This window comes from Streptomyces kurssanovii, assembly GCF_040677245.1.
GTDB lineage: Bacteria > Actinomycetota > Actinomycetes > Streptomycetales > Streptomycetaceae > Streptomyces > Streptomyces kurssanovii.
Map to the genome: position 1 here is coordinate 27,191 of NZ_JBFAQK010000031.1, position 23,904 is coordinate 51,094.

At 72.1% G+C, this 23,904-nt stretch carries 22 protein-coding genes; 10 read left to right on the forward strand and 12 right to left on the reverse strand.

Going from position 1 to position 23,904, the window contains the following annotated elements; translation table 11 throughout:
• The first annotated feature begins 26 nt into the window (after positions 1–26).
• Positions 27–878 (forward strand): phosphotransferase enzyme family protein, encoded by an 852-nt coding sequence (locus AB0K36_RS21585; protein WP_364596752.1) that lies wholly within the window; start codon positions 27–29, stop codon positions 876–878.
• On the opposite strand, the gene AB0K36_RS21590 is transcribed toward AB0K36_RS21585, so the two are convergent.
• The 3 genes from AB0K36_RS21590 to AB0K36_RS21600 all read right to left on the reverse strand — a co-directional run bounded on the left by AB0K36_RS21590 (position 875) and on the right by AB0K36_RS21600 (position 3,882).
• Positions 875–1,642: a 3'-5' exonuclease gene (locus AB0K36_RS21590; protein ID WP_364596755.1), complete on the reverse strand. Its 768-nt coding sequence runs from the start codon at positions 1,640–1,642 to the stop codon at positions 875–877. The two genes, AB0K36_RS21585 and AB0K36_RS21590, sit on opposite strands and share 4 nt — an antisense overlap.
• A gap of 91 nt (positions 1,643–1,733) precedes the next feature.
• The gene (locus AB0K36_RS21595; RefSeq protein WP_364596758.1) at positions 1,734–2,969 is read right to left on the reverse strand and encodes a DUF5919 domain-containing protein; all 1,236 of its coding nucleotides are present in this window, start codon (positions 2,967–2,969) and stop codon (positions 1,734–1,736) included.
• A gap of 190 nt (positions 2,970–3,159) precedes the next feature.
• Positions 3,160–3,882 carry a transporter substrate-binding domain-containing protein gene (locus tag AB0K36_RS21600; RefSeq protein ID WP_364596761.1) on the reverse strand — a complete coding sequence of 241 codons (723 nt, stop codon included), beginning with the start codon at positions 3,880–3,882 and terminating at the stop codon, positions 3,160–3,162.
• A 196-nt stretch (positions 3,883–4,078) separates the two neighbouring features.
• On the opposite strand from AB0K36_RS21600, the gene glgX reads away from it, so the two are divergent.
• Positions 4,079–6,202, forward strand: a complete 2,124-nt coding sequence (gene glgX, locus AB0K36_RS21605; protein WP_364596764.1) for a glycogen debranching protein GlgX — start codon at positions 4,079–4,081, stop codon at positions 6,200–6,202.
• 236 nt (positions 6,203–6,438) lie between these two features.
• Complete coding sequence (gene treY, locus AB0K36_RS21610) at positions 6,439–8,796, forward strand: malto-oligosyltrehalose synthase (RefSeq protein WP_364596767.1); 2,358 nt, start codon at positions 6,439–6,441, stop codon at positions 8,794–8,796.
• On the opposite strand, the gene AB0K36_RS21615 is transcribed toward treY, so the two are convergent.
• A complete protein-coding gene (locus AB0K36_RS21615; protein WP_364596770.1) occupies positions 8,747–9,700 on the reverse strand; it encodes a LysR family transcriptional regulator in 954 nt (317 codons plus the stop codon). The genes treY and AB0K36_RS21615 overlap by 50 nt on opposite strands.
• Before the next feature lie 133 nt (positions 9,701–9,833).
• Here AB0K36_RS21615 and lpdA point away from each other — a divergent pair, with 133 nt between their 5' ends.
• A complete protein-coding gene (gene lpdA / locus AB0K36_RS21620) occupies positions 9,834–11,243 on the forward strand; it encodes a dihydrolipoyl dehydrogenase (protein ID WP_364596773.1) in 1,410 nt (469 codons plus the stop codon).
• A gap of 20 nt (positions 11,244–11,263) precedes the next feature.
• Here the strand turns inward: lpdA and AB0K36_RS21625 are convergent, their stop codons facing one another.
• On the reverse strand, positions 11,264–11,812 hold the full coding sequence (locus AB0K36_RS21625; protein WP_364596776.1) for an FHA domain-containing protein: 549 nt from the start codon (positions 11,810–11,812) through the stop codon (positions 11,264–11,266).
• A gap of 296 nt (positions 11,813–12,108) precedes the next feature.
• Between AB0K36_RS21625 and AB0K36_RS21630 the strand changes: the two genes are divergently transcribed.
• Entirely contained in the window at positions 12,109–13,005 is an 897-nt protein-coding gene (locus tag AB0K36_RS21630) for a GNAT family N-acetyltransferase (protein ID WP_364596779.1), read from the forward strand.
• A 47-nt stretch (positions 13,006–13,052) separates the two neighbouring features.
• Here AB0K36_RS21630 and AB0K36_RS21635 read toward each other — a convergent pair whose 3' ends face one another.
• On the reverse strand, positions 13,053–14,429 hold the full coding sequence (locus tag AB0K36_RS21635; protein WP_364596781.1) for a GH1 family beta-glucosidase: 1,377 nt from the start codon (positions 14,427–14,429) through the stop codon (positions 13,053–13,055).
• A gap of 108 nt (positions 14,430–14,537) precedes the next feature.
• Here AB0K36_RS21635 and treZ point away from each other — a divergent pair, with 108 nt between their 5' ends.
• A complete protein-coding gene (gene treZ, locus AB0K36_RS21640; protein ID WP_364596884.1) occupies positions 14,538–16,283 on the forward strand; it encodes a malto-oligosyltrehalose trehalohydrolase in 1,746 nt (581 codons plus the stop codon).
• An 87-nt stretch (positions 16,284–16,370) separates the two neighbouring features.
• On the opposite strand, the gene AB0K36_RS21645 is transcribed toward treZ, so the two are convergent.
• The 3 genes from AB0K36_RS21645 to AB0K36_RS21655 all read right to left on the reverse strand — a co-directional run bounded on the left by AB0K36_RS21645 (position 16,371) and on the right by AB0K36_RS21655 (position 18,657).
• Positions 16,371–16,883, reverse strand: coding sequence for a hypothetical protein (locus AB0K36_RS21645; protein WP_364596782.1), 513 nt, complete (start codon positions 16,881–16,883; stop codon positions 16,371–16,373).
• A 94-nt stretch (positions 16,884–16,977) separates the two neighbouring features.
• On the reverse strand, positions 16,978–17,949 hold the full coding sequence (locus AB0K36_RS21650) for a DUF1444 domain-containing protein (protein WP_364596784.1): 972 nt from the start codon (positions 17,947–17,949) through the stop codon (positions 16,978–16,980).
• Positions 17,950–18,024: 75 nt separating this feature from the next.
• Positions 18,025–18,657, reverse strand: a complete 633-nt coding sequence (locus AB0K36_RS21655; RefSeq protein WP_364596787.1) for a nucleoside/nucleotide kinase family protein — start codon at positions 18,655–18,657, stop codon at positions 18,025–18,027.
• 30 nt (positions 18,658–18,687) lie between these two features.
• Between AB0K36_RS21655 and AB0K36_RS21660 the strand changes: the two genes are divergently transcribed.
• Complete coding sequence (locus AB0K36_RS21660; protein ID WP_364596790.1) at positions 18,688–19,077, forward strand: VOC family protein; 390 nt, start codon at positions 18,688–18,690, stop codon at positions 19,075–19,077.
• Positions 19,078–19,134: 57 nt separating this feature from the next.
• On the opposite strand, the gene AB0K36_RS21665 is transcribed toward AB0K36_RS21660, so the two are convergent.
• The 3 genes from AB0K36_RS21665 to AB0K36_RS21675 are packed head-to-tail and all read right to left on the reverse strand — an operon-like array spanning position 19,135 to position 22,076.
• Positions 19,135–20,379, reverse strand: a complete 1,245-nt coding sequence (locus tag AB0K36_RS21665) for a lactonase family protein (protein WP_364596793.1) — start codon at positions 20,377–20,379, stop codon at positions 19,135–19,137.
• Positions 20,380–20,419: 40 nt separating this feature from the next.
• Positions 20,420–21,484, reverse strand: a complete 1,065-nt coding sequence (locus AB0K36_RS21670; protein WP_364596796.1) for an SRPBCC family protein — start codon at positions 21,482–21,484, stop codon at positions 20,420–20,422.
• Between the two features lie 4 nt (positions 21,485–21,488).
• Entirely contained in the window at positions 21,489–22,076 is a 588-nt protein-coding gene (locus tag AB0K36_RS21675) for a hypothetical protein (protein ID WP_364596799.1), read from the reverse strand.
• A 210-nt stretch (positions 22,077–22,286) separates the two neighbouring features.
• On the opposite strand from AB0K36_RS21675, the gene AB0K36_RS21680 reads away from it, so the two are divergent.
• The 3 genes from AB0K36_RS21680 (at position 22,287) to AB0K36_RS21690 (ending at position 23,891) form a co-directional block, all read left to right on the forward strand.
• Positions 22,287–22,583 (forward strand): gas vesicle protein GvpO, encoded by a 297-nt coding sequence (locus AB0K36_RS21680; protein ID WP_364596802.1) that lies wholly within the window; start codon positions 22,287–22,289, stop codon positions 22,581–22,583.
• A 76-nt stretch (positions 22,584–22,659) separates the two neighbouring features.
• Positions 22,660–23,142: a gas vesicle protein GvpJ gene (gene gvpJ / locus AB0K36_RS21685; protein ID WP_189471548.1), complete on the forward strand. Its 483-nt coding sequence runs from the start codon at positions 22,660–22,662 to the stop codon at positions 23,140–23,142.
• A 35-nt stretch (positions 23,143–23,177) separates the two neighbouring features.
• Positions 23,178–23,891, forward strand: coding sequence for a GvpL/GvpF family gas vesicle protein (locus AB0K36_RS21690; protein WP_364596805.1), 714 nt, complete (start codon positions 23,178–23,180; stop codon positions 23,889–23,891).
• Positions 23,892–23,904 lie beyond the last annotated feature (13 nt).

Sequence of the window (23,904 nt, forward strand, 5' to 3'; positions counted from 1 at the left end):
ATTCACGACGGTGCTGGGAGAGGACGATGGACGAGACACGGGCACGCGAGGTGCTGACGGCAGCCGGTTTCCCGGCGGACGCGGCCTTGCTGGCGCTCGGCGAGAACGCCGTGTTCGCGGCGGACCGGACCGTGGTGAAGGTCGGCCGGGACGCCGAGACACTGCCGCGGGCCGAGCGGGAACTCGCGGTCGCCGGCTGGCTGGAGAGCGCCGGAGTGCCGGCGGTACGGGCCGCCGAGCGCGCGCCGAGGCTGGTCGACGGCCACCCGGTGACGGTGTGGCACCGCCTTCCCGACGCCGTACGGCCGGTGGGGCCGGCCGACCTCGCGGAACTGCTGCGCCTCTTCCACGCGCTCCCGGCCCCGTCCTTCGCGCTGCCCCGCCGGGAGCTGCTCGGCGGTGTCGAACGCTGGCTGCGGCTCGCGGGCGACGCGATCGATCCGGCCGACGCCGCGTACCTGCGGGAGCGCCGCGACGGGTTCGAAGCCGCCGCGGCCGGTCTCGTCCCGCACCTCACGCCGGGCCCGATCCACGGCGACGCGCTCCCCCGCAACGTCCTTGTGGGCCCGGACGGCCCGGTCCTCGTCGACCTCGAGACCGTCTCGTCGGACCTGCGCGAGCACGACCTGGTGGTCATGGCCCTGTCCCGCGACCGCTACGGCCTGCCCGCCGAGGCGTACGACGCGTTCACCGGCACCTACGGCTGGGACGTGCGGGAGTGGGAGGGCTGCGCCGTCCTGCGCGGCGCCCGTGAGACGGCCAGCTGCGCCTGGGTCGCCCAGCACGCTCCGGCGAACCCGCGGGCGCTGGCCGAATTCCGCCGCCGGGTGGCCTCCCTGCGCGACGACGACCCCGAGGTGCGCTGGTACCCGTTCTAGGGCCCCTCGTCGGAACGAGAGGCACCAGCCGACGAGAGGCCCTGGCCGACGACCGGCGCCGGCTCCCGCATCGGCCAGGAGGTGTCGATCACGGCGTCGGCGGTGCCCTTGCGGCGCAGGAAGCTCTGGAATCCGACAGCCCACTCCGCGTACCAGTCGATCTGCCGTTCGTGCAGCTCCGCCACGGTGAGGGAGGCGACCGTGGCGTGCCGCTCGGCTATCGCGCAGGCCACCAGGACCGCGGCGCGGGCGTCGGCGTCGGCGTGGTGGGCGCTGCCGAGCACCACGCCGTATTCGACGCAGACCGCTTCGAGGGTGCGCTTGCCCTTGCGGTAGCGGTCGACCGCCCGGTCGATGGTGTACGGATCGATGACGGGGCCGATCGGACGGCCGTCCAGCCGCTCACCGAGCGAGGGCAGGCCGTGCCGCCGCAACTCGGCCGCCAGCAGCGTCAGATCGAATGCGGCGTTGTACGCGACGACCGGGACGCCCTGCCGCCAGTGTGCGGTCAGCGTGCCGGCGATCTCCTCGACCACCTCGCGCGCGGGGCGGCCCTCCGCGGACGCCCGCTCGTTGCTGATGCCGTGGATCGCGGAAGCCTGCGCGGGAATGCTTATCCCCGGGTCGGCCATCCAGCCGTGGCTCCGCACCGGCTCGCCGGCCCGCAGCTCGACGACGGCCGCGGTGACGATGCGCGCGTCGAGCGGATCGGTCCCTGTCGTCTCCAGATCGAAGCCGACGAGCAGCTCGCGGTGCCAGGACATGGGTGCCCCCTTCTGTGTGGTGCGGTGGTGCTTCCCCCAGTTGACGACCACTCTCGCACGGGCCACTGACAGCCGGTTCGGACCGGGGCACTCAGGACACCGGGCGCGAATCGGCCCAGACCGACTCGAACTCCTCGCGATATGTCTGGAAGAGTCCGGTCTCGGCGTCATGCCCGGCGCGCACGACCGAACGCCCGCCGCCCCGCAGCACGAGCACCGGGGCCTCCATGCCGCGGGCCCGGCGGAGGTAGGACTGGACGACGGCGAGGCCGTCCGGCCCGTCGCCGTCGACGAGGTAGGCGGTGAAGCGGGGGGTCTCGTCGAAGACCTGGATCTCGAAGGCGCCCGGGTCCCTCAGCCGGGACCTGACGCGCCGCATGTGGAGGATGTTCATCTCCACCGTGCGGCTCAGCTCGCCCTTCTTCAGGCCGAGTTCACGCTCGCGGCGCTTGACGGCGCTGCTCGCCGGGTTCAGGAAGAGCAGCCGGACCCGGCAGCCCGACTCGGCCAGGCGGACGAGCCTTCGGCCGGAGAAGTTCTGGACCAGCAGGTTCAGCCCTATGCCGATCGCGTCGAGGCGGCGCGCCCCGCCGAAGAGGTCTTCCGCGGGCAGCTGGCGCTGGAGCCTGACGCGGTCGGGATGGACGGAGACGACGTCCGCGTAACGGTCGCCGACCAGGTCCTCGACCGCGTCGACGCGGAGCCGCTCGGCGGAGGGGACCCCGGCGCCGTTGCCGAGTATCTCCAGCAGCCGGGACGAGGCGCGCTCGGCCTGGGCGAGCACCGCCTCGTTGAGCGCGCGGTTGCGGGAGACGACGTTCCTGGCGACCTCGAGCTCGTCGAGCGCCAGCTCGACATCGCGCCGGTCGTCGAAGTACGGCTCGAAGCAGGGCCAGTGCTGGACCATCAGCTCGCGCAGCTGGGGCAGCGTGAGGAAGGACAGGACGTTGTCGTCCGCAGGGTCCAGCAGATAGCCCTTGCGGCGGGACACCTCCCGGACCGCGACGGCCCGCTGCACCCATTCCTGGCCGGCCGGGCCGGCCGCGGCGACGACCCAGTCGTCGCCGTGCACCGGCTCGTAGATGGGACGCAGCACGGCGGCCACCACCGCCCGCAGCCGCTGTTCCACCAGATTCAGCCAGATGTAGGCGCGCCCGGCCCGCTGGGCACGTGTGCGTACCTCACTCCAGGCGTCCGCGCCCCAGTCCAGTTCCGCCCCGATCTCCATGGGCCGCGCGAGCGAGACCGCTCCTGGCGGGACCTCGGCGGAGTCTCCCCCCTCGTGACCCGTGTCACCGGGGGGTAGCTCCAGCCCTCCCGAGCTCACCCACGCACCGCCTTCCCTGCCCCCTCGAACGATCAAGGAAGCCTACTCCGGCCGCGGGAGCCGGTGCAGCCGGATCCGTCGGCAGATTCCCCAACTCACGTAACAATGCGCCTGGTTCCCTTCGAAGCCGGCTTCCCGGAGTGAGGGGATTCATAGCGTTGACGTTCACCGGCCCCTCACAGAGCCGTGTCTATCCGGGCGGGGCGACCAGGTCGTCGGACCGGCCCGCGCGCCGCAGGGCCTCGGCGACGAAGCCTGTGGCCTTCAACTCCTCGACGACCTCCCGGAGGTAGGCGACGGTCTCGGGCCGGCGGGTCCTGGTGGTGCCGACCGCCTGCCCGATCTCCATGAACCTGCCGTCGACCAGCCGGAATCCGGGGTGGGCGGCGACGAACTCGGTCATCGGCTGCCTGATGCCGGCGGCGGCCTCCAGGCCCTGGGCGCGGAACTCGTCGATCCCGTCCTTCCCCCGGACGACGCTCGCGTGCCGGAGGGTGCGGGAGAGGAAGAGGTCGTAGGCGGATCCCTCCTTCACCCCGATCCGCACGCCGGGCCGGTCGACATCGGCGGCCGTGGTGAGCTCCGAGTCGCCGGGCACCGCAAACACACCTTCGATGAGTACATACGGTGCCGTGAAGGCGACCTCGGCCTCACGGGCCGGGTCGACGGCCAGGAAGCAGAGATCGGCGTGTCCCTCGGCCATGGCCTGGAACGACTTCCGGGCCGCGTCGAAGCAGAGCAGTTCCACCGGTACGCCGAGCCGGGCGCCGATCTCGCGTGCGAGGTCGACGGTGACTCCGGTCGGCTCGGCGGGCGTGCCCCGGGCCAGTACCGGGTTCCCCAGGTTGATGGAGGCCCGCAGCACGCCGCTCGGCGCGAGGTCCTGGACAACGGCAGCAGTCGCGGTCTTCATGGGCCGGAGTGTATTCCCGCCGCCGGCCGGGCCCGGCGGGGCCCCCGATCGGCTCATCTCCCCGCCTTTTTCGGTCCTTGTTCCGAGCGGTCACCCGGTAGGAGGGTACGAAGTCCTAGGAGCTTGCCCCACTTTGCGGGAGGATCTTGTCCGAGTAGCTCCCATTACCCGGATCAGAAATGGAAGAGTCGAATCTATGCAGGTCTGGCCGGGACAGGCGTATCCCCTCGGCGCGACGTACGACGGCGCCGGCACGAACTTCGCGGTGCACTCGGAGGCCGCACACCGGATCGAGCTGTGTCTGCTGCACGACGACGGTTCGGAGACGGCCGTCGAGCTGCGGGAGACCGATGCCTTTGTGCGGCACGCGTATCTCCCGGGCATCATGCCCGGGCAGCGCTACGGCTTCCGGGTCCACGGCCCGTACGAGCCGGCGCGCGGGCAGCGCTGCAACTCCGCGAAACTACTGCTCGATCCGTACGCGCGTGCGATCAGCGGCTCCATCGAGTGGAACGAGTCGGTCTACGGCTATCACTTCGGCCGGCCCGACTCGCGCAACGACCTCGACTCCGCACCGCACACCATGACGTCGGTGGTGGTCAACCCGTACTTCGACTGGGGTGACGACCGGCTGCCGCGCACCGACTACCACCGGACGGTGATCTACGAGGCCCATGTGAAGGGCCTGACCATGCTCCACCCCGAGCTGCCGCCCGAGCTCCGCGGCACCTACGCCGGGCTGGCGCACCCCGCCGTGATCTCCCACCTGACGGAACTGGGCGTCACCGCGCTCGAGTTGATGCCGGTGCACCAGTTCGTGAACGACCACCGGCTGGTCGACGCCGGGCTGAACAACTACTGGGGCTACAACACCATCGGCTTCTTCGCCCCCCACAACTCCTACGCCTCCTGGGGCGACCGCGGCGAGCAGGTCCTCGAGTTCAAGCAGGCCGTGCGCGCCCTGCACCAGGCGGGCATCGAAGTCATCCTCGACGTGGTCTACAACCACACCGCGGAAGGCAACCACCTGGGCCCCACGCTCTCCTTCCGCGGCCTGGACAACGAGTCGTACTACCGGCTCATGGAGGACGACCGCCGGTACTACATGGACACCACCGGCACCGGGAACTCGCTGCTGATGCGCAGTCCCCACGTGTTGCAGATGATCATGGATTCACTGCGCTACTGGGTGACCGAGATGCACGTCGACGGGTTCCGCTTCGACCTCGCCGCGACGCTCGCCCGCCAGTTCCACGAGGTGGACCGGCTGTCGTCGTTCTTCGACCTGGTCCAGCAGGACCCGGTGGTCAGCCAGGTGAAGCTGATCGCGGAGCCGTGGGACGTGGGCGAGGGCGGCTACCAGGTGGGGAACTTCCCGCCGCTGTGGACCGAGTGGAACGGCAAGTACCGCGACTGCGTGCGCGACCTGTGGCGTGGTGAGCCGCGTACGCTCGCCGAGTTCGCGTCCCGGCTGACCGGCTCCTCCGACCTGTACCAGGACGACGGGCGGCGCCCGCTGGCCTCGATCAACTTCACCACCTGCCACGACGGCTTCACCCTGCACGACCTGGTCTCCTACAACGACAAGCACAACGAGGCCAACGGCGAGAACAACCGCGACGGCGAGAGCCACAACCGGTCGTGGAACTGCGGCGCGGAGGGCGAGACCGACGACGAGGGTGTGCTGGAGCTGCGCGAGCGGCAGATGCGCAACTTCATCGCGACGCTGATGCTGTCGCAGGGTGTGCCGATGCTCAGCCACGGCGACGAGTTCGGGCGCACCCAGGGCGGCAACAACAATGCCTACTGCCAGGACAACGAGATCGCCTGGGTGCACTGGCCGGATCCGGGCGAGGACGAGGAGGGGTCGCTGCTGGCCTTCACCAAGACGATGGTGTGGCTGCGGCGCGACCACCCCGTCTTCCGGCGGCGGCGGTTCTTCCACGGCCGCCCGGTGGAGGGGACGCACGACGAGCTGACCGACATCGCCTGGTTCACCCCCCAGGGCGACGAGATGGTCGCAAGGGACTGGCAGGCCGCGCACGCCAAGGCCCTGTCCGTCTTCCTCAACGGCCACGCGATCTCCGAGCCGGGGCCGCGGGGCGAGCGGATCTCGGACGACTCGTTCCTGCTGATGTTCAACGCGAGCGCGGAGGAGCTGGACTTCACGGTGCCCGTGAGCCACGGCGAGGAGTGGCAGGTGGTGGTCGACACGGCGAGCAAGGTGGGGGTCCCGCCGGGCAACGGCCCGATGGTGTCGGCGGGCGACGAGCTGCGGCTGGTCGGCCGGAGCATGACGGTACTGCGACGACCGGCCTAGACAGGGAGCGAGGCGGCGGGCGGCTTCCGCGTCACGGCGGCGGCCGGGCTCGGCGTTACGGCGGCGCGCGGGCACGAGCACACCCGTGCCGCCGCCACCCCCGCCCATGGCGCCGAGCACGTCGCACGAGCGCCCGCCAGGCGGCACGCCCGCACGGGCCCGCAGTTCACCCGATCGGCCGACACCGCCCCCGGGGCCGGGCGCAGGAACCCCTCCGGCCGGGTACGTATGTTCGCATGACGCCCACCGCCACGTACCGGCTCCAGCTCCAGCCCGGTTACCCGTTCCCGGCCGCCGCCGCCGCCGTGCCGCACATAGCCGCGCTCGGCGTCTCCCATCTGCATCTGTCGCCGGTGCTGGAGGCGGTGCCCGGTTCCACGCACGGCTACGACGTGACCGACCACAGCCGGATCCGCGAGGAACTGGGCGGCGAGGCGGGCCTGAGGGAGCTGTCCCGTACGGCACGGGAACACGGCCTCGGGCTCGTCCTCGACATCGTCCCCAACCACATGGCCGCTGTGCCACGCCACAACCGGGCCCTCTGGGAGGTGCTGCGCGAGGGGCCGAGGTCGCCGTTCGCGCGCTGGTTCGACATCGACTGGGAGGCGGGTGACGGGAAGATCCTGCTCCCGGTGCTCGCGGGGCGCGTCGGCGACGAGATGGACAAGATGCACGTCGAGGGCGACGTCCTGCACTACGGGGAGCAGCGCTTCCCGCTGCGCGGGACGACCGGCCACCTGCCGCCGGCCGAACTGCTCGACGCCCAGTGGTACCGCCTCTGCTGGTGGCGGCTGGCCCGCACCGAGCTCAACTACCGCCGGTTCTTCACCGTCTCCGAGCTGATAGGCGTCCGCGTCGAGGACCCGGAGGTGTTCGACGCGACACACGCCAAGATCGTGGAACTGGTGCGTGACGGTGTGGTCGACGGCCTGCGGGTCGACCACCCGGACGGGGTCGCGGACCCGGAGGGATATCTGCGCCGGCTCGACGAGGCGACCGGCGGTGACTGCTGGATCGTCGTGGAGAAGATCCTCACCGGCGACGAACCGCTGCCGCCCGGCTGGGCCGTCGCCGGGACGACCGGGTACGACGCCCTGCGCCAGATCGACGGCCTGTTCACCGATCCGGCCGGAGCGGCCGAACTGGCCGCGGACCACCAGCAGTTCACCGAGGCGCCCGAGGAGCTCGGCGGCCGCTGGGAGGCGACACAGCGGCACGCCGCGTACGAGGTCGTGACCCGTGAACTGGCCGCGGAGACGGCGATACTCGTCCGCCTCGCCGGGCTGGTGTGCGCGGCCGAACCCCGCCTGCGCGACCACGCGCCCTGGGCGCTGCGGAAGGCGGTCCGGGAGCTGCTGGTCCGCGTTCCCGTCTACCGCCCGTACGGGGTGGGGGACGAGGAGGCACTGACCGAGGAGGCCGCGGCCGGCGCGAAGGAGACCTTCACCGTGCCGGAGGAGGCGGCGGCCGTGGACGTGGTCCGGGACCTGGCCCTCGGACGCCTCGGCGCGGGACCGGACCATGAGGCGTTCCGCGCCCGCTTCGCCCAGACCGCGTCGGCGCTGCGGGCGAAGTCGGTCGAGGACAAGGCGTTCTACCGTTACGGGCCGCTGCTCTCCGCGAACGAGGTCGGCGGCGACCCCGGTGATCCGGCGGTCCCTCCCGAGGCCTTCCACGCCTACTGCGCCGGGCTGGCCCGCGACCGGCCCGCGACCGGCACCGTCCTGACCACGCACGACACCAAGCGCAGCGCGGACGTCCGGGCGCGCATCGCGGTGCTCTCCGAATGCCCGGAGCGCTGGGCCGACTTCCTCGCGCAGATCACCGAGGAGGCGGAGGGCCTGCCCGGCGGCAGCGCGCCCGACCCGCAGGTGGCGTGGACGGTGTGGCAGACGGCGGTCGGTTTCACCGTGCCCGATGCCGGCCGCCTGGAGACGGCGCTGCTCAAGGCCGTGCGGGAGGCGGGACTGCGGACCAGCTGGACGGAGCCGGACGCGGCGTACGAGAAGGCGGTGTCCGCGTTCGTCGACGCGGGCCCGGCGGGACAGGCGCAGCACTCCGTCGCCCGGTTCGTCCACGAGCTGGCCCCCTACGCCCGGGCGAACGTGCTCGGCGCGACGCTGCTGCATCTGACGATGCCCGGAGTGCCGGACGTCTACCAGGGCTCCGAGCGTGAGTACCTGGCGCTGGTCGACCCGGACAACCGCCGCCCGGTGGAGTTCGGCGGTCCGCCCCCCGACGGGCTCGACGCGGAAAAGGAGGCCCTCACCAAGGCGGCCCTGCGGCTGCGCCGCTCCGCGCCCGAGGTGTTCGGCGCGTCCGCGACGTACACGCCGCTCGGCGCGGAGGGGCCGGCGGCGGACCACTGTGTGGCGTTCTGCCGCTCCGGCGAGGTGGTCACGGCGGTGACCCGCCTGTCGCTGCGGCTCGAACGCGAAGGCGGCTGGCGGGACACGGAACTGGCGCTGCCGGCGGGCCGGTGGGCGGACGTCCTGTCCCCGGAGCGGGAGTTCACCGGCGGCCCCGTCCGCGTGTCCGACCTGTTCACGCGCCGGCCGGTGGCGCTGCTGGTGCGGGAAGGCGGCGTGCGGTAGCGGTCCGCCGCGCTGGCTCGTCCCGCACCGCGCTCCAGCCCGTCAGCAGGTCGACGAACGCCTCCGCCGCACCCGTCGGTTCCACCCGTGAGAACACCGTCAGCGCCCGCCGCCACGGCGGGTCCGCGGGGAGGACCACACAGTCCTCCCCCACCGCCCCGCGGACCACGTGCAACGGTGCTGTCGCGACGCCCACCCCGGCCGCCGCCATCCGCACGGCGGAGGACGTGTGCTGCGTCCACACCGCCGTACGGGGCCGGAAGCCGGCCTTTCCGCAGGCCCGATCAAGGAACCGCATGCCTTCCACCTCAGGTTCCATCGCGCAGCGCACCCATGCGTGGTCCGCCAGTTCCTCGAGACGGACGGACGTGCGGCCCGCGAGGCTGTCGTCGAAGGGGACGACGAGAACGATCTCCTCCTCGTCGAACGGGACGACCGGACCCTGCCAGTGACGTGGCGCCGGCCCCACCGCCAGGTCTGCGGTGCCGCGTTCGATCTGCTCCTCCAGGGCCTCGGTCGTGCCGTATTCGTGCAGGACGAGCGCCACGCCGGGGTGTTCGCGCCGCCAGCGGGCGAACAGGTCGGGGAGCACGCCCACGGCGACCGCGTGGAGGGCCGCGATGTGCAGCTCGCCGCCCTCCGCCCCGGCCGCCGCCCTGGCCGCACGACGCGCCTGGGCGGCGCTGCGGACGGCGAGTTCGGCGTGCGGCAGGTAGGCCCGGCCCATCTGCGTCAGCCGGACTCCTCGTGGCAGCCGTTCCAGCAGCTCTCCGCCGACGGACCGCTCGAGCGCCTTGATCTGGTGCGACAGCGCGGGCTGTGTGACGTGCAGCAGTTCGGCGGCGCGGGTGAAGGAGGACTCCTCGACGACGGTGAGGAAGTACTCCATCTGCCGAAGGCTCACGCCGTCCTCCATGACCGCTGCGAAACGGGCGTCGCCGCGCACGGCCGCCACGCTCTCCCATAGACGCTGTGCATCGATGTCACAAGAACATTGCCTTGGACTCATGGCAAGGGCGGAACGGACAGTGGGAGCCATGACACAGACCCGTGAAACCGACGTGATCGTGATCGGCGGAGGGACCGGCGGCTATGCGACCGCGCTGCGGGCGGCGGCCCTCGGCCTGGAGGTCGTGCTCGCGGAGCGCGACAAGGTGGGTGGCACCTGCCTGCACCGCGGCTGCATCCCCAGCAAGGCGATGCTGCATGCCGCCGAACTGGTCGACGGGACGGCGGAGGCCAGGGAACGCTGGGGCGTCAAGGCGAGTGTCGAGTCCGTCGACTGGCAGGCGCTGGTGGCGACGAGGGACGACATCGTGTCCCGTAACCACCGGGGCGTGGTGGGCCGTCTGGCACACGCCCGGGTCGAAGTGCTGTCCGGCGGCGCCCGGTTGACGGGCAAGCGGAGCGTGCGGGTGGAGGGGCACGGGGAGGTGACCGCGCGCCGCGGCGTCGTGCTCGCGACCGGCTCCCGGCCGCGTACCCTGCCCGGTCTCGCACCGGACGGGCGGCGCGTGGTCACCAGCGACGACGCCCTGTTCGCGCCGGGGCTGCCCCGGTCGGTGCTGGTGCTCGGCGGCGGGGCGATCGGGGTCGAGTACGCGTCCTTCCACCGCTCCATGGGCGCGGCGGTGGTGCTCGTGGAGGCGGCGGAACGGCTGGTGCCGCTCGAGGACGCCGATGTGTCCCGCCATCTGACCCGTGGTCTGAAGAAGCGCGGCATCGAGGTGCAGACGGGCGCCCGGCTGCTGGAGACGGCCGTGCTGGAGGACGGGGTACGGGCGACGGTACGGACCGCACGCGGCGAGACGCGCACGGTGGAGGCGGAGCGGCTGCTGGTCGCGGTGGGACGGGAGCCGGTGACGGACGGCCTCGGACTGGCCGGCGCCGGTCTGAGCACGGACGCGCGGGGCCATGTCGCGCCCGCCGACTTGTCACGGCTGGAGACCGCGGTCCCCGGGATCCATGTGGTGGGTGACCTTCTGCCGCCGCCGTCGCTCGGTCTCGCGCACGCGTCGTTCGCGGAGGGCATGGTGGTGGCGGAGGCGCTCGCCGGTCTCCCCACACGGCCCGTCGACTACGCGGCCGTCCCCCGGGTCACGTACTCCTCGCCGCAGACCGCGTCCGTGGGGCTGGGCGAGGAGGAGGCGCGGGCCCGGGGCTTCGAGGTGGACGTCAACACGATGCCGCTGACGGCGGTGGCCAAGGGCATGGTGCACGCGCAGGGCGGGATGGTGAAGATCGTCGCCGAGCGGGGCGGCCGGGTGCTCGGTGTCCATCTCGTGGGCCCGCACGTCTCCGAGATGATCGCCGAGAGCCAGCTGATCGTCGGCTGGGACGCGGAACCTGCCGACGTCGCGGCCCACATCCATCCGCATCCGACGCTGTCGGAGGCTGTGGGCGAGGCTTTCCTGACGCTCGCGGGCCGCGGACTGCACCAGCAGTAGCTCCTCGTGGGGCGGCTGGGTCAGCGGGCGGTGAGGCGGTAGCTGACGCTGCCGAAGCCGACCATGTCCCCGTCGTTGACGACGATCGAACCGGTCACCCGGCGGCCGTTGACCGTGGTGCCGTTCGTCGAGCCGAGGTCGCGCAGGACCCACATCGTGCCCTGGTGGCTCAGTTCGGCGTGCAGGCGCGAGACGGTGTCGTGGCTGAGCCGCAGGCCGTTGGCGGGGTCGCGGCCGATCCGGAGGGGATGGGGGCCGGGCTCGGGCAGGAGCAGCGGCGGCAGCTTCTCCGCCTGCCAGGCGCGGCGCAGCCGGACGGAGAACGCGGAGACCTTGCCGACCGCGCGGTAGAGCCGGCGCGACCAGCGGCCCTTGTCGACCAGGTCGGCGGTGAGGGCGTCCAGTTCCTCGGTGCGGCGTGCGGCGAAGGCCAGTTCCATGCGGTGCACGAACGTCTCGTGCGACAGCCTGCCCTGGGCCGCGCCCTCTCTGAGCACGTCGAGGACACGCTCACGCTCGGCATCGGAGAGCCGGGCGGGGTACGTGTTGGACTCGAAAGAGGACGTCACGTTCCAGATTGTCGGCCCGAAGGCCCCGAGGTGTCCAGACGATGCGGTTTCCGAGGCCGCCCTGACCTGCACGGAAGCATCAATTCCGGCACAGTGGGGGCCCGGTCGGCCTCGTGCGCGCCCCCGAAAGCGCTGGACGGGCCTCCGGCCGGGCCTCTAATGTGACCGTTACGCCACAGACGAGGGAAGGAGGCGAGTGCCGTGTACATCACACCGTTCCCGCGCTCCCGCCCCGTCCGCCCGGCGTCCGCAGTCTGACCGGGAGCGCGCAAGCATCTCTTCCGGAGGACATCCTCATGACCGAGACGGTCATCCGCGCGCTCGGTGAGAGCGACGCGCATCTCTTCGACACCCTGCCCGACCCGCTCGGCGTGGGACGGGCCCTCTCCCGCGCGACGCACCGCCCCGACTGGAAGCGGGTGGCGCTGCGCGACGGCAAGGTGGTCGCCAGGGCCGCCTGGTGGGGCGGCCCCGACGACGAATCACCCGTCAACGTCAACTGGTTCGACATCGCGGAGGGAGAGGAGGAGGCGGGTGCCGAACTGCTGCGCACCTCCCCCTTCCAGGTCGAGTACGAACTGATCCTCCCGGCCGGCTGGCGCGACGACGCGGCCGCCCGCGCGGCGGGTGAGGCCCGCATGAGGGCCGCGAAGGCCGCCGGCATGGAGGTGCTGGTCGAGCGTTACCAGTACCGGTGGACGCCCGATTGCGGGCTTCCGGAGCGGCCCGGGCGGCTGGTGTTCCGTCCGGAGCCGGACGACGCCGTGTTCTTCGACGCGCTGCGCCGCATCCACTCCGTGACGCTGGACGCCCACGCGCTGCGGGCGGTCGCGGAAGGCGGCCTCGACAAGGCCGCGCAGGAGGAACTGGACTTCTTCAACTGGTGCCCGTCGCCCCGTGAATGGTGGCAGCTCGCCCGGACGCCGGACGGCGACCTGGTGGGCATCCACATCCCCGCACGCAACCCGTCGGGGCCGTGCGTCGGCTTCATCGGGGTGGTCCCGGAGCACCGCGGCCGCGGATACGCGTACGACCTGCTGGCGGAGTGCACGCACTTCCTGGCGGAACGGGGCGCCGAGTTCATCGCGGGCTCCACCGACCAGGGGAACGTCCCGATGGCCGCGAACTTCACCAAGGCCGGCCATCCGGTCGTCCAGGAACGGGTGCACTTCGTGCCCGCGCCCCGGAACTGACCAGGCGCCGCAGGGGTGTCCGCGAGGTGGGCGCCCCTGCGGGCCGGTCAGTGGTCCGGGTCGCGCTTCTGCGCGGCGATCATGTCCCGGTACCAGTGGTAGGACGCTTTCGGCGTGCGCCGCAGCGTCTCGTAGTCGATGTGGACGAGACCGAAGCGCCGGGACGCGCCCTCGACCCACTCGATGTTGTCGGTGAGCGACCAGGTGAAGTAGCCCCGGACGTCGGCCCCTTCGTGTATCGCCCGGTGCAGGGAGCGCAGATGGGCGTCGAGGAAGGCGATACGGCGCCGGTCGTCGAGGCCGTCGTAGGAGCAGCCGTTCTCTGTGATGATCACGGGCGGCAGCCGGTCGCCGTAGCGCCCGGTGAGTGACACGAGCAGTTCCCGCAGTCCGTCGGGGACGACGGGCCAGCCGAAGTCGGTGTGCTCCGCGGAGTCGATGTCCCGCAGCCCGAAGGGGAGTCCGGCGGGCATGCCGACGCCCGCGAAGCCGCCCGGGGCGTCGTCGGCGGGGGCGCCGACGAGCATCGGGTGGTAGTAGTTCACCCCGTAGAAGTCGAGCGGCTGGGCGATGACGGTGAGATCGTCGGCGACCGGACCGGGCATCAGTGCCGCGAAGTTCTCGTCGGGGTACGCGCCGGTGAGGAGCGGGTCGGCGAACAGCCGGTTGGTCACCGTGTCGTACAGCTCGGCGGCGAAGCGGTCCTCCTCGCTGTCCCCCGCGGTCCACACCGGCGAGTGGGAGACGGCGATCCCGACGCTCCGGGCTCCGGCGGCCCGCAGGGCCTGGACGGCGAGTCCGTGGGCGAGCAGTTGGTGGTGGGCGGCCGGCAGCGCGTCGAAGAGCAGTTGCTTCCCGGGGGCGTGCTCGCCGAGCGCGTAACCCAGGAGGGTGACCTCGGCGGGTTCGTTCAGGGTCATCCACAACGGCACGCGGTCGGCGAGCCGCTGCGCGACGGCGGAGGCGTAGTCGGCGAAGCGCAGGGCCGTGTCCCGGCGGAGCCAGCCGCCGGCCTCGTCGAGCGGGAGCGGGGTGTCCCAGTGGTAGAGGGTGGGCGCCGGGGTGATGCCGTGGGCGCAGAGTTCGTCGACGAGCCGGTCGTAGAAGTCGAGGCCCCGCGCGTTGACCGGGCCGCTGCCGCCGGGTACGACACGCGGCCAGCTCACCGAGAAGCGGAACGCGTCCGCTCCCAGCCCGGCGAGCAGGGCGACGTCCTCGCGGTAGCGCTCGTGGAAACCGGTGCCGCGGGCGGCGTCGGAGCCGTCCTTGATACGGCCCTGGGCGGCGAAGGCGTCCCAGCCGGACGGTCCCTTGCCGTCGGCGTCGGCCGCGCCTTCGGTCTGGAAGGCGGAGGCCGAGGCCCCCCACAGGAAGCCGGGCGGAAAGGCGGGCATCGGCTCCATCGGTTCCGGCGGTATCGACATGGTTCGTGACCTTAATGGCCCAAGCACACCGCCTGAAGACCTTGGTCTTGCCAGGATGTGGGAACAGAACATGGGTCGAGGGGCATCGACGACGAGGGGACGCCAGTGCTGCTGTTCGAGGTGTGGGCGCCGAACGCCGAGGAGCGGGTCACTCTGTGGCTGGAGGGTGCCGAGCACCCGATGGAGCGCGCGCAGGGGCGGGACGGATGGTGGGTCGCGGAGGCGCCGGCAGAGGACGGCGCCCGGTACGGGTTCCGTCTGGACGGCGGCCCCGTACGGCCGGACCCCCGCTCCCGCCGCCAGCCCGACGGCCCGGACGGTCCCAGCGCGGTCTTCGAACAGGACCGGTACCGCTGGCGGCGGGACTGGTCCGGGCGCGGACTGGAGGGCGCCGTCCTGTACGAGCTGCACATCGGCACGTACACCACCGAGGGGACGCTGGACGCCGCCGCGGACAGGCTGGGCGAACTGGCGGAGCTGGGCGTCACACATGTGGAACTGATGCCGCTGTGCTCCTTCCCCGGTGTCCACGGCTGGGGTTACGACGGGGTCTCTCCCTGGGCCGTCCACGAGCCCTACGGCGGTCCGGAGGCGCTCAAGCGCTTCGTCGACGCCGCGCACGGGCACGGTCTCGGCGTGGTCCTCGACGTGGTGCACAACCACCTGGGCCCGTCCGGCAACCATCTGCCCGCGTTCGGACCGTACTTCACCGACACCCACCACACCCCCTGGGGTTCCGCGGTCAATCTGGACGCCCCGGGCTCGGACGAGGTGCGCGCCTATCTGCTGGGCAGCGCGCTGGCCTGGCTGCGTGACTACCGTCTCGACGGGCTGCGGCTGGACGCGGTGCACGCGCTGGCCGACGACCGGGCGCTGACGTTCCTGGAGGAGCTGTCGGCCGCCGTCGACGGGCTCGCCGGGGACCTCGGCCGCCCGCTGTTCCTGATCGCCGAGTCGGACCGTTGCGACCCGCGCACGACGACGCCGCGCGCGCAGGGCGGCATCGGGCTGCACGCCCAGTGGAACGACGACTTCCACCACGCCCTGCACACGGCCCTGACGGGCGAGTCGCAGGGATATTACGCGGACTTCGCCCGTGCGCCGATGGCCGCGCTGGCGAAGACACTGACCCGTGGCTTCTTCCACGACGGCACGTACTCGGCCTTCCGCGGCCGGACCCACGGGCGGCCGGTCGACGTGGTCAACACTCCCGCGCACCGTTTCCTCGGTTACGCGCAGACGCACGACCAGATCGGCAACAGGGCGCTGGGAGACCGCCTTTCCGCCACCCTCTCCCCCGGTCTGCTGGCCTGCGCGGCGGTACTGGTGCTCACGGGCCCGTACACGCCCATGCTCTTCATGGGCGAGGAGTGGGGCGCCTCGACGCCCTGGCAGTACTTCACCGACCACACCGACCCGGAGCTGGCTGAAGCCGTACGGGCGGGCAGGCGGAGGGAGTTCGCGGCGCACGGCTGGTCGGCCGAGCAGGTGCCGGACCCGCAGGACCCGGCCACCCGGGAGCGTTCGTGCCTGGACCGGTCGGAGCGGGAGCGGGAGCCGCACGCCCGGCTCCTGGCGTGGTACCGCGAGCTGATCGCCATGCGACGCGCCCTGCCGGACCTGTCGGACCCGGACCTGGCGGCGGTGAAGGTCGCTTTCGACGAGCAGGCCCGCTGGCTGGCCTACCGGCGCGGCGATCTGCGGGTGGCGGTCAATCTCGCCAAGGAGACGGCCGCCGTCCCGCTGGGCGGCGGCGGCCGGATCGCGGCGGCGTGGGGCGACGTCGTCCCGCCGGAGGGGGACGGGATGCTGCACCTGCCGCCGCAGAGCTGCGCGGTACTCGCCGACTCCTGAAGGCCGTTGCCCACGACCGGGCCGCCGGGCCGCCGGCGTCCGGTCCGGGCGGCAGCGGCAGCGGCAGCGGCAGCGGCAGCGGGACCGTCAGCGCCGGCCGGAGCCGTACGCGTCGCGGCACAGGGCGGTGACGTCGGAGTGCGTCACACCGTCCGAGGCCTCGCACAGGCTGCGCATGTCGTAGCTCGTGCGGGGCCGCGGCGGCCGGGGGCGGGGCGCGGGGCGCTGCGTCCGCCGCTCGGGTACGGCGGCGCGGCGCTCGGGCCGGACGGGGACGGTACGCGCGGGGCCCGCGGCGGGGCGCCGCGGGCGCACCCGCCGGCCGGGTTCCTCCGCCGCCTTCCTGCCCTCCCCCTGCGCCTTCGCACCGCCCCGGTCGCCCGCCTTGTCCTCCGCCGGGTCCTTGGGGCCGGTGGAGGCCAGCGCCTCGCGCGCCGACGGCTGGACGACGCGGCTCGGCACGACGGGCGACGCCGAGCGTTCGCCGGCCGGGGCCAGGCTCGGCGCCGGCGCGGGCCGAGGAGCCGTCGGAACGGCCACACAGCCGCTCACACCGAGCAGGAGAAGAACGGCCGAGGCCAGGATCCGGGGAGTGCGCATCCGCCAACTCTGCCGGACGACACGCCTGTGACCTGCGCGGGCGTCCATGGAATCACCGACATGAGTGACCGGTCGACCGCGTGGTCGGCGCGGCTCAGTTCTCGTCGCCGGGGGGCCGTTCCTCCTTGGCGACGAGCCGCTCGAGCAGTTCCTGGAACTCCTCGCCGATCATGATCTGCAGACCTTCGCCGTCCTCGTCACGGTCGCTGAGCTGAGTGAGCGTGCCGCCGTGCCACCAGTAGACGTACGGGCTGATGGCACCGGGTGTGTCCTCGTAGCCCGTGGCGGCGAAGGCGGCCATCGCGTTGAGGGCGGGGAGCATGCCGGTGTCGTGGATGGCGTGGAAGGCGAGCTGGTGCCGGAAGGGCATGGCCACCAGGGCTCCGTCCGGGGTCAGCTCCTCGCCGGTGACCTGCCGTACCAGCGTCTCCAGTGCGAGGACCCGGCTCGCCGTGTAGAAGGAGTCGCCGAGCACGACCTCGAAGCGCATGCCCTCGGAGTCCTTCACGGTCTCGTGCGCCTCGATGGGCAGGCCGCGGAGGTTGTACAGCGCCTGGTCGCGCAGATAGGGCAGGTCGCCCAGGGGTTCGAGCGCCTCGTCGGTGAGCATCATGACGCTCTCGGGGAGGTCGAGCGCGAGGATCTCGTACAGGCCGGGGGCGACTGCGCGGGCGTACGCGAAGTTCCGCGGGTCGAGTCCCTCGGCGCCGACGACGCGGGGGTAGAGCTGGGCGCGGATCTGTTCGGCGGGCAGGGTCTCCAGCGCGGACGGCGCGTCCATGGTGCGCAGCACCATGCCGACATGCTGGTGAATCAGCTCGGGCCACACACGGGGCCCGCGTTCGTCGTTGTGGCACACGGCGGCGAGGTTGCCGAGGCCGAACTGCCGGCCGGCGCTGTCGGAGACCATGTCGGTGTAGACCGTCACCTCGAGGCCCTGCTCGGCGAACGCCTCGCGCACCTGGGCGCGGAACCTCGCCCCCTCGTCGGCGGAGAAGAAGGAGAACTCGGGGTCCCGGGGCGCATCGCGTCCGTCACGCTTCGGCCCTCGCCGGAACAACCCCACGTCAACGCCCTCCGCTCGCCTGTCACTGATTCGAGCGTACCGACCGCGGGTGAACTGCGGGGCCGCGCCTTTCGATCAGTTCATCGGCACGACGAGATCGGCCCGGTCCCGGCCGTGGCCGATCAGTCGCGCGTTGGGTTCGTCGGAGTCGTGGACCCAGCGCTCGGCGTGGGTGCGTTCCTTCCCGAAGCGCACATGCCGGTCGACCAGCCGGCGCAGCCGCTCGTTCTGGTCGAGCTCGAGGAACCACACCTCGTCGAGGAGAGGGCGGACCCGGGCCCACGGCCCTTCGTCGTGCAGCAGGTAGTTGCCTTCGGTGACGACGAGCGGGACGGCGGGGGCCACGGGGATGCTCCCGGCCACCGGCTCCTCCAGTGTCCGGTCGAAGGCGGGCGCGTAGACGACGGCGTCCGGATCGGGCTCGCGCAGCCTGCCGAGCAGCGCGGCGTATCCGGCGGCGTCGAAGGTGTCGGGGGCGCCCTTGCGGTGTTCACGGCCGAGGCGCCGCAGTTCACGCCGGGCGAGGTGGAAACCGTCCATGGGGACGAGGACGGCGAGGCCGTCGAGCGCTTCGACGAGCCGGCCGGCGAGGGTGGACTTCCCGGCGCCGGGCGCCCCGGCGATCCCGAGGAGCCGGCGGCGGCCCGGCGCCGCGAGGGACCGGGCGCGTTCGACGAGGTGGTGCGGCAGGGCGGGCATGCCGTCCATTGTCGCCGGTCATACGTATAACCTCGGTGCATGCAGAACATCGCCCTGATCACGCTCGTCGTCCGCGACTACGACGAGGCCATCGCCTTCTACACCGACGCGCTGGGCTTCCACCTGGTCGAGGACACCGACCGGGGGGACGGCAGCCGCTGGGTGGTCGTCCGCCCGGCGGGTTCCGGGGCCGGCACGGGCCTGCTGCTGGCCCGCGCCGGCGACGACGAGCAGCGCGCGAGCGTGGGCGCCCAGACCGGCGGCCGGGTGGGTTTCTTCCTGCACACGGACGACTTCGCGCGTGACCACGCCCGGATGACGGCGGCGGGTGTGCGCTTCCTCGAGGAACCGCGGCACGAGGCGTACGGCTCGGTGGCCGTCTTCGAGGACCTCTACGGCAACAAGTGGGACCTGCTTCAGCCGAGCTGACCGGGCCGCCCCGGCCGACGGCGGTCACCGTGGCCGACGCGTCCTCCCCCGGTACGCCTAGAGCGGCAGCGCGCACACCGCGACGGGTGACGTGAACGCCGGTCCCGCCGGGCGGAGTCCGCCCGTGCGCCGGTCGACATGAAAGACCGTCACCGTGCTCGAGCGCTGGTTCGCCGCGAACAGCAGCCCGCCCGACGGCGAGAGCGCGATGTGCCGGGGGAAGTCGCCCCCGACGGGGACGGTGTCGAGCGGGCGCAGGCGCGACCCGCCGGCCTCGACGGCGTACCGGGTCAGGCTGTTGTGCCCCCGGTTGGCGAGGTACGCGTACCTGCCGTCGCCGGTCACCACGAACTGGGCCGGATAACTGGTGCCGGGCCCGGTGCCGGTGGGCTGCGGCGCGCCCGGCCGGAGCCTGCCGGTCCGTGGGTCGTAGGCGCAGACCACGACGGTGTTGTCGAGTTCGTTCGCCACGTAGGCGTGCCGGCCCGAGGGATGGAAGGTGAGGTGGCGGGGGCCCGCACCGGGCCGCAGCGTCGTCCGCGACACCTCGGCGAGCGTGCCCGCCCGCGTGTCGAGGCGGTAGGTGTACACGGTGTCGTTGCCCAGGTCGACGGCGAGCACATGCCCGCCGTCGGGGCTGGTGACGATCTGGTGGGCGTGCGGCCCCTGTTGACCGGGTCCTGGCGGCGGATCGGCGTGGGTGATCAGCTCCGTGCGTTCACCCGGCGCGCCGGAGGCGGCGAGCGGGTGGACGGCGACGCTGCCGGAGCCGTAATGGGCGCTGAGCAGCCACCGTCCGGACGGGTGCACGGACAGATGGCACGGCGCGGACCCGCCGGTGGAGCGGCTGCCGAGCACCTGGTGGGCGCCGCCCTCGTCGAGCCGCACGGCGGTCACGGCACCGGCATCGCGTTCGTTCACCGCGTACAGGGTGCGGCCGGAGGGGTGGACGGCGAGGTACGAGGGGTCACCGACGCCTTCGACGACCCCGGTCCCGGTGATCTTGCCGCTCGTCTCGTCGTACGTGGCCGTCGCGATCCCTGAGCCGCCCCCTTCGGCGGAGGTGTACGTGCCGATGAACAGGGGGCGCGCCGTGCGGGGACGGGCCGTGGGAGTGGTGGCCACCCGCGCTCTGGGCCGCGGCGCGGACTCCTCGCCCTGCGAGCACGCCGCAAGCGCGCCGCCGGCGGCGAGCGCGCCCAGGCCGCCGAGGAAACGGCGCCGCCCTGTGTGCGCGGCGCCGCCCTTGACGGAGTCCCTGCCCGTGCCGAATCCATTGCCCGTGCCGGTGCTGATGCCCATGACAGGCAGGGTAGGGGCCGCTACCGGTCCGGCGGCGGGTTCAGCGGCGCTCTCCGGACCGTGTTCCCGCCTTCACCCGCTCCTTCTCCTCGTAGTCCTCCTCGTCGCCTTCGAGGTCCTCGTCCTCGTCCTCGTAGTCGGCGTCCTCGTCCTCGTACCGCCGGGGTCCGCCTTCCTCGTCCTCTTCCTCGTCGTCCTCTTCCTCGTCCCTGTCCTCGGCTTCGCCCTGGTCCTCGGCCTCGTCCTCGTAGTCGTAATCGCGGTCGTCGCGTTCCTCGTCCTCGCCGCCCTCGCGCTCCTCCTCCTCGCGCTCCAGTGCCTCTTCGTGGCTGACGACGACCTCACCGTCACGCACCTCGCCGCGCCAGCCCTCGGCCTCTTCGTCCGTGAGGGTCACATGGCGCTGGAAGTGCTTGAAGTCGAGCCGCAGGCGCCGTCCTTGGGCCCGCCAGAGATTGCCCGTCTTCTCGAAGAAGCCCGAGGGGTAGTACTCGACGACGAGCACGATGCGGGTCAGGGAGGGGGCCAGCTCGTGGAAGCTCACACATCCGCGGGTGCTCCCCTTCGCGCCCTCCGACGTCCACACGATCCGGTCGTCCGGTATCTGCTCCTGGACCGTCGCCGACCAGCCGCGGGTGGACGGACCCACCTTGACCTTCCAGTCGGAGGTGGTCTCGTCCTTCTTGGAGACGCTGCGCACGCCCTTGGTGAAGCCGCTGAACGCCTCGTACTGGGTCCAGTGGTCGTACGCGGTGCGGAGGGGCACGCCCACGTCGAGGGTCTCGACGATGTTCATGACCTTCGTGTCGCCGGACTTGCGTCCGCCGCCTCCGCCGCCTCCGAGCTTTTCCTTGACCTTGCCCACGACATTGTCCTTGGTGCTCTTGAGCTTGGCGCCGATGAGGGCCTTCATCATTCCGCCGACGGGCAGCCCGCCACCGTTCTCGGCGACGTCGAGAAGCTTGTCCGAGAGGCCTGCCACCTTGTCGCCGGCCGTGTCGGCCAGCCGTCCCGCGCGGGCGGTGGCGTAGCCGGCGAGCTCCTCGCGGAGCTGGTCCAGGCCGGAACCGGCCTGGCTCGCGGGTCGCTGATCCGTGCTGGTCATGGCCTTACCTCCGCCGTGTGCCGGACCTGGACGTCGCATCCGTGCCCGAGGGAGCTCTCCGGGCGGCTGCCTTCCCTGTCGTGGCGGCCTTCTTGGCCGGGGCCTTCTTGGCGGCGGCCTTCTTCGCGGGGGCGGTCATCGCGGAGGCCTTCTGCGCGGCCTTCCCGGCAGAGGCACCGCGGGACCGGCGCTCGCGCCGCGCACCCTCCTGCTCCTCCTCGGGCTCCTCCGCCCGGTCCTCCGCCTCCGCCTCGCGGTCCGCCCCGTCCTCCTCGTCACGCCCCTCCAGGCGCAGCGTGCGCTCGTGCAGCGCGTCGGCCAGTCCGGCCATCTTGCGGTCGGCGGTCGCTGCCAGCGCCTGGCGCCCGGCTTCCATGAGCTCGCCCCGCACCTGGTCGCCCAGCCCCGCGAGCTGCGGGGCGTCCTTGAGCGTCTTCATGCCCTGGGCCATCAATTTCTGCGGGTCGAGGCCGGCGCGGCGCCCGGCGAGGTAGGTGCCCACCGCGAAGGCCATACGGCCCTTCTTCGTACGGCCCAGGACGTAGCCACCTGCCACGGCGGCCGCGAGGGCCATTCGGTTGACGTCCTTCATGTGCTGCTCCCTGTGCGACAGGTCCTGGCCCGGTTGCTCGCTCCCCTGCTGGTGCCTCTCAACGTCCATGCCGGTGCGGGCCTGTTGGGGCCGGGGAGAGCCGGTAGGTCCACGAGTTCCACAGCGAACCTCGAATATGCCTATATGCTGAAATTGTACGTTTCTGTATGGCAAGCGGTCCTGTCGTGATGAGCGTGATGAGAAGGGGCGATGACTTCCTCAGATCCCGCCGGACGGCGTCCCAAGATCAAGGCGGCGAGCGTCATGCGCTCCGCGGCGGACCAGCTGGCGGAGCTGCTCGGCCGCCCGCCCGAGTCGGTATCGGCACTCAGACACACCGAGGACGGCGGCTGGGAGGCCGACGTGGAGGTGTTGGAGGTGGAGCGGATCCCCGACACCACGAGCGTGCTGGCCAGCTACCGGGTGACGCTCGACGAGGAGGGCGATCTGGTGGAGTACCGGCGCACCCGGCGCTACACCCGCGGTCAGATCGACCGACCGAACTGAACGAGCGACCGACCGACCGACCGAACTGAACGACCTTCGAAGGCCCGCCGCGGGCTTTGCGACGAAGGGAGACACCATGACGGTGGTACCGCAGGGCGGAGACGTTTCCCGGGGAGGCGGCGGCGGCTCCGGCACCCTCTACGACGTCCTCGACCTCATTCTCGACCGCGGACTGGTCATCGACGTGTTCGTGCGCGTGTCCCTGGTCGGCATCGAGATCCTGAAGATCGACGCCCGTGTCGTCGTGGCCAGCGTCGACACGTACCTGCGCTTCGCGGAGGCCTGCAACCGCCTCGATCTCGAGTCCGGCAGAAAGGCGCCCGCACAGCTGACCGACGTCGTCGGCGACACCCTCGAGAGCGGGGCGAAGGGCAAGTCGAAGGGGGCGCTCGGTGGCGCGATGGAGGCCGTGGCCGATTCCCTGACGGGCGGCGGCAAGAAGAGGCAGGCCGACGACGACCGCGCCGAGCTCGAGGAGGGGACGGACGCCGAGGAACGGGAACCCGTGGAAGAGCGCAGGTCCACCCGGCGGGCCTCCCGGCGGGAACGGGAAAGGTAAGGCGGGCGGGAGTGATCCCGCAGTGAGGAGCGACCATGGCCGTGTACGTCTACTCGATCACCGCCGAGGATCATCCGGTCCGTCTCGACGGCGTCGAGGGAGTCGGAGAGGAACCGGCCGAACTGCGCAAGGTGGTCGCCGGGTCGCTGTGCGCCGTCGTCAGCGACGCGCCGGACGGACTGCGCCCCAAGCGCCGCGACGTCATGGCGCACCAGGCCGTCCAGGAACGCCTCATGGCCGACGGTGCGGTGCTGCCCCTGCGCTTCGGGCTGACGGCCCCCGACGACGACGCGGTGCGGGACGCCCTGGAACAGGGATCGGCGCAGTACACGCAGCGTATCGAGGCGGTACGGGGGTGCGCCGAGTACAACCTCAAGGCGTCGCAGGACGAGGACGCGATCCTTCGCGAGATCCTGCTCGAGTCGGAGACGGCCCGGGAGCTGAACGACCGGATCCGCGGTGGTGACGCGACGCCCGATCTGCCGGTGCGGCTGGGCGAGTTGGTGGCGGGCGAGGTACAGGCGCGGCAGGAGGCGCTGGCCTCCGGCGTCATCGAGGCACTCCGTCCCCACAGCCGCGAGGTGAGCACCGCGCAGCCGACCGGTGACGACTTCCTCAATGTGTCCTTCCTGGTGGCCGAGGACCAGGAGGAGTTGTTCCTCGCCACCCACCTCAGTGTCACGAACCAGTTGGGCGAGGGTTACACGTTCCGGCTCAGCGGACCGCTCCCTCCCTACAGCTTCGTCTGAAGGGCTGATGCGC

What these genes read in the sequence shown, in the direction of transcription:
- AB0K36_RS21660 (WP_364596790.1), top strand. Translation starts at nt 18,688, where the DNA reads ATGCAGAACATCGCCCTGATCACGCTCGTCGTCCGCGACTACGACGAG.
- AB0K36_RS21585 (WP_364596752.1), top strand. Translation starts at nt 27, where the DNA reads ATGGACGAGACACGGGCACGCGAGGTGCTGACGGCAGCCGGTTTCCCG.
- glgX (WP_364596764.1), top strand. Translation starts at nt 4,079, where the DNA reads ATGCAGGTCTGGCCGGGACAGGCGTATCCCCTCGGCGCGACGTACGAC.
- AB0K36_RS21655 (WP_364596787.1), bottom strand. Translation starts at nt 18,657, where the DNA reads ATGGACGGCATGCCCGCCCTGCCGCACCACCTCGTCGAACGCGCCCGG.
- AB0K36_RS21675 (WP_364596799.1), bottom strand. Translation starts at nt 22,076, where the DNA reads ATGAAGGACGTCAACCGAATGGCCCTCGCGGCCGCCGTGGCAGGTGGC.
- AB0K36_RS21690 (WP_364596805.1), top strand. Translation starts at nt 23,178, where the DNA reads ATGGCCGTGTACGTCTACTCGATCACCGCCGAGGATCATCCGGTCCGT.
- AB0K36_RS21590 (WP_364596755.1), bottom strand. Translation starts at nt 1,642, where the DNA reads ATGTCCTGGCACCGCGAGCTGCTCGTCGGCTTCGATCTGGAGACGACA.
- AB0K36_RS21635 (WP_364596781.1), bottom strand. Translation starts at nt 14,429, where the DNA reads ATGTCGATACCGCCGGAACCGATGGAGCCGATGCCCGCCTTTCCGCCC.
- lpdA (WP_364596773.1), top strand. Translation starts at nt 9,834, where the DNA reads ATGACACAGACCCGTGAAACCGACGTGATCGTGATCGGCGGAGGGACC.
- treY (WP_364596767.1), top strand. Translation starts at nt 6,439, where the DNA reads ATGACGCCCACCGCCACGTACCGGCTCCAGCTCCAGCCCGGTTACCCG.
- AB0K36_RS21645 (WP_364596782.1), bottom strand. Translation starts at nt 16,883, where the DNA reads ATGCGCACTCCCCGGATCCTGGCCTCGGCCGTTCTTCTCCTGCTCGGT.
- AB0K36_RS21630 (WP_364596779.1), top strand. Translation starts at nt 12,109, where the DNA reads ATGACCGAGACGGTCATCCGCGCGCTCGGTGAGAGCGACGCGCATCTC.
- AB0K36_RS21680 (WP_364596802.1), top strand. Translation starts at nt 22,287, where the DNA reads ATGACTTCCTCAGATCCCGCCGGACGGCGTCCCAAGATCAAGGCGGCG.
- AB0K36_RS21665 (WP_364596793.1), bottom strand. Translation starts at nt 20,379, where the DNA reads ATGGGCATCAGCACCGGCACGGGCAATGGATTCGGCACGGGCAGGGAC.
- AB0K36_RS21670 (WP_364596796.1), bottom strand. Translation starts at nt 21,484, where the DNA reads ATGACCAGCACGGATCAGCGACCCGCGAGCCAGGCCGGTTCCGGCCTG.
- gvpJ (WP_189471548.1), top strand. Translation starts at nt 22,660, where the DNA reads ATGACGGTGGTACCGCAGGGCGGAGACGTTTCCCGGGGAGGCGGCGGC.
- AB0K36_RS21600 (WP_364596761.1), bottom strand. Translation starts at nt 3,882, where the DNA reads ATGAAGACCGCGACTGCTGCCGTTGTCCAGGACCTCGCGCCGAGCGGC.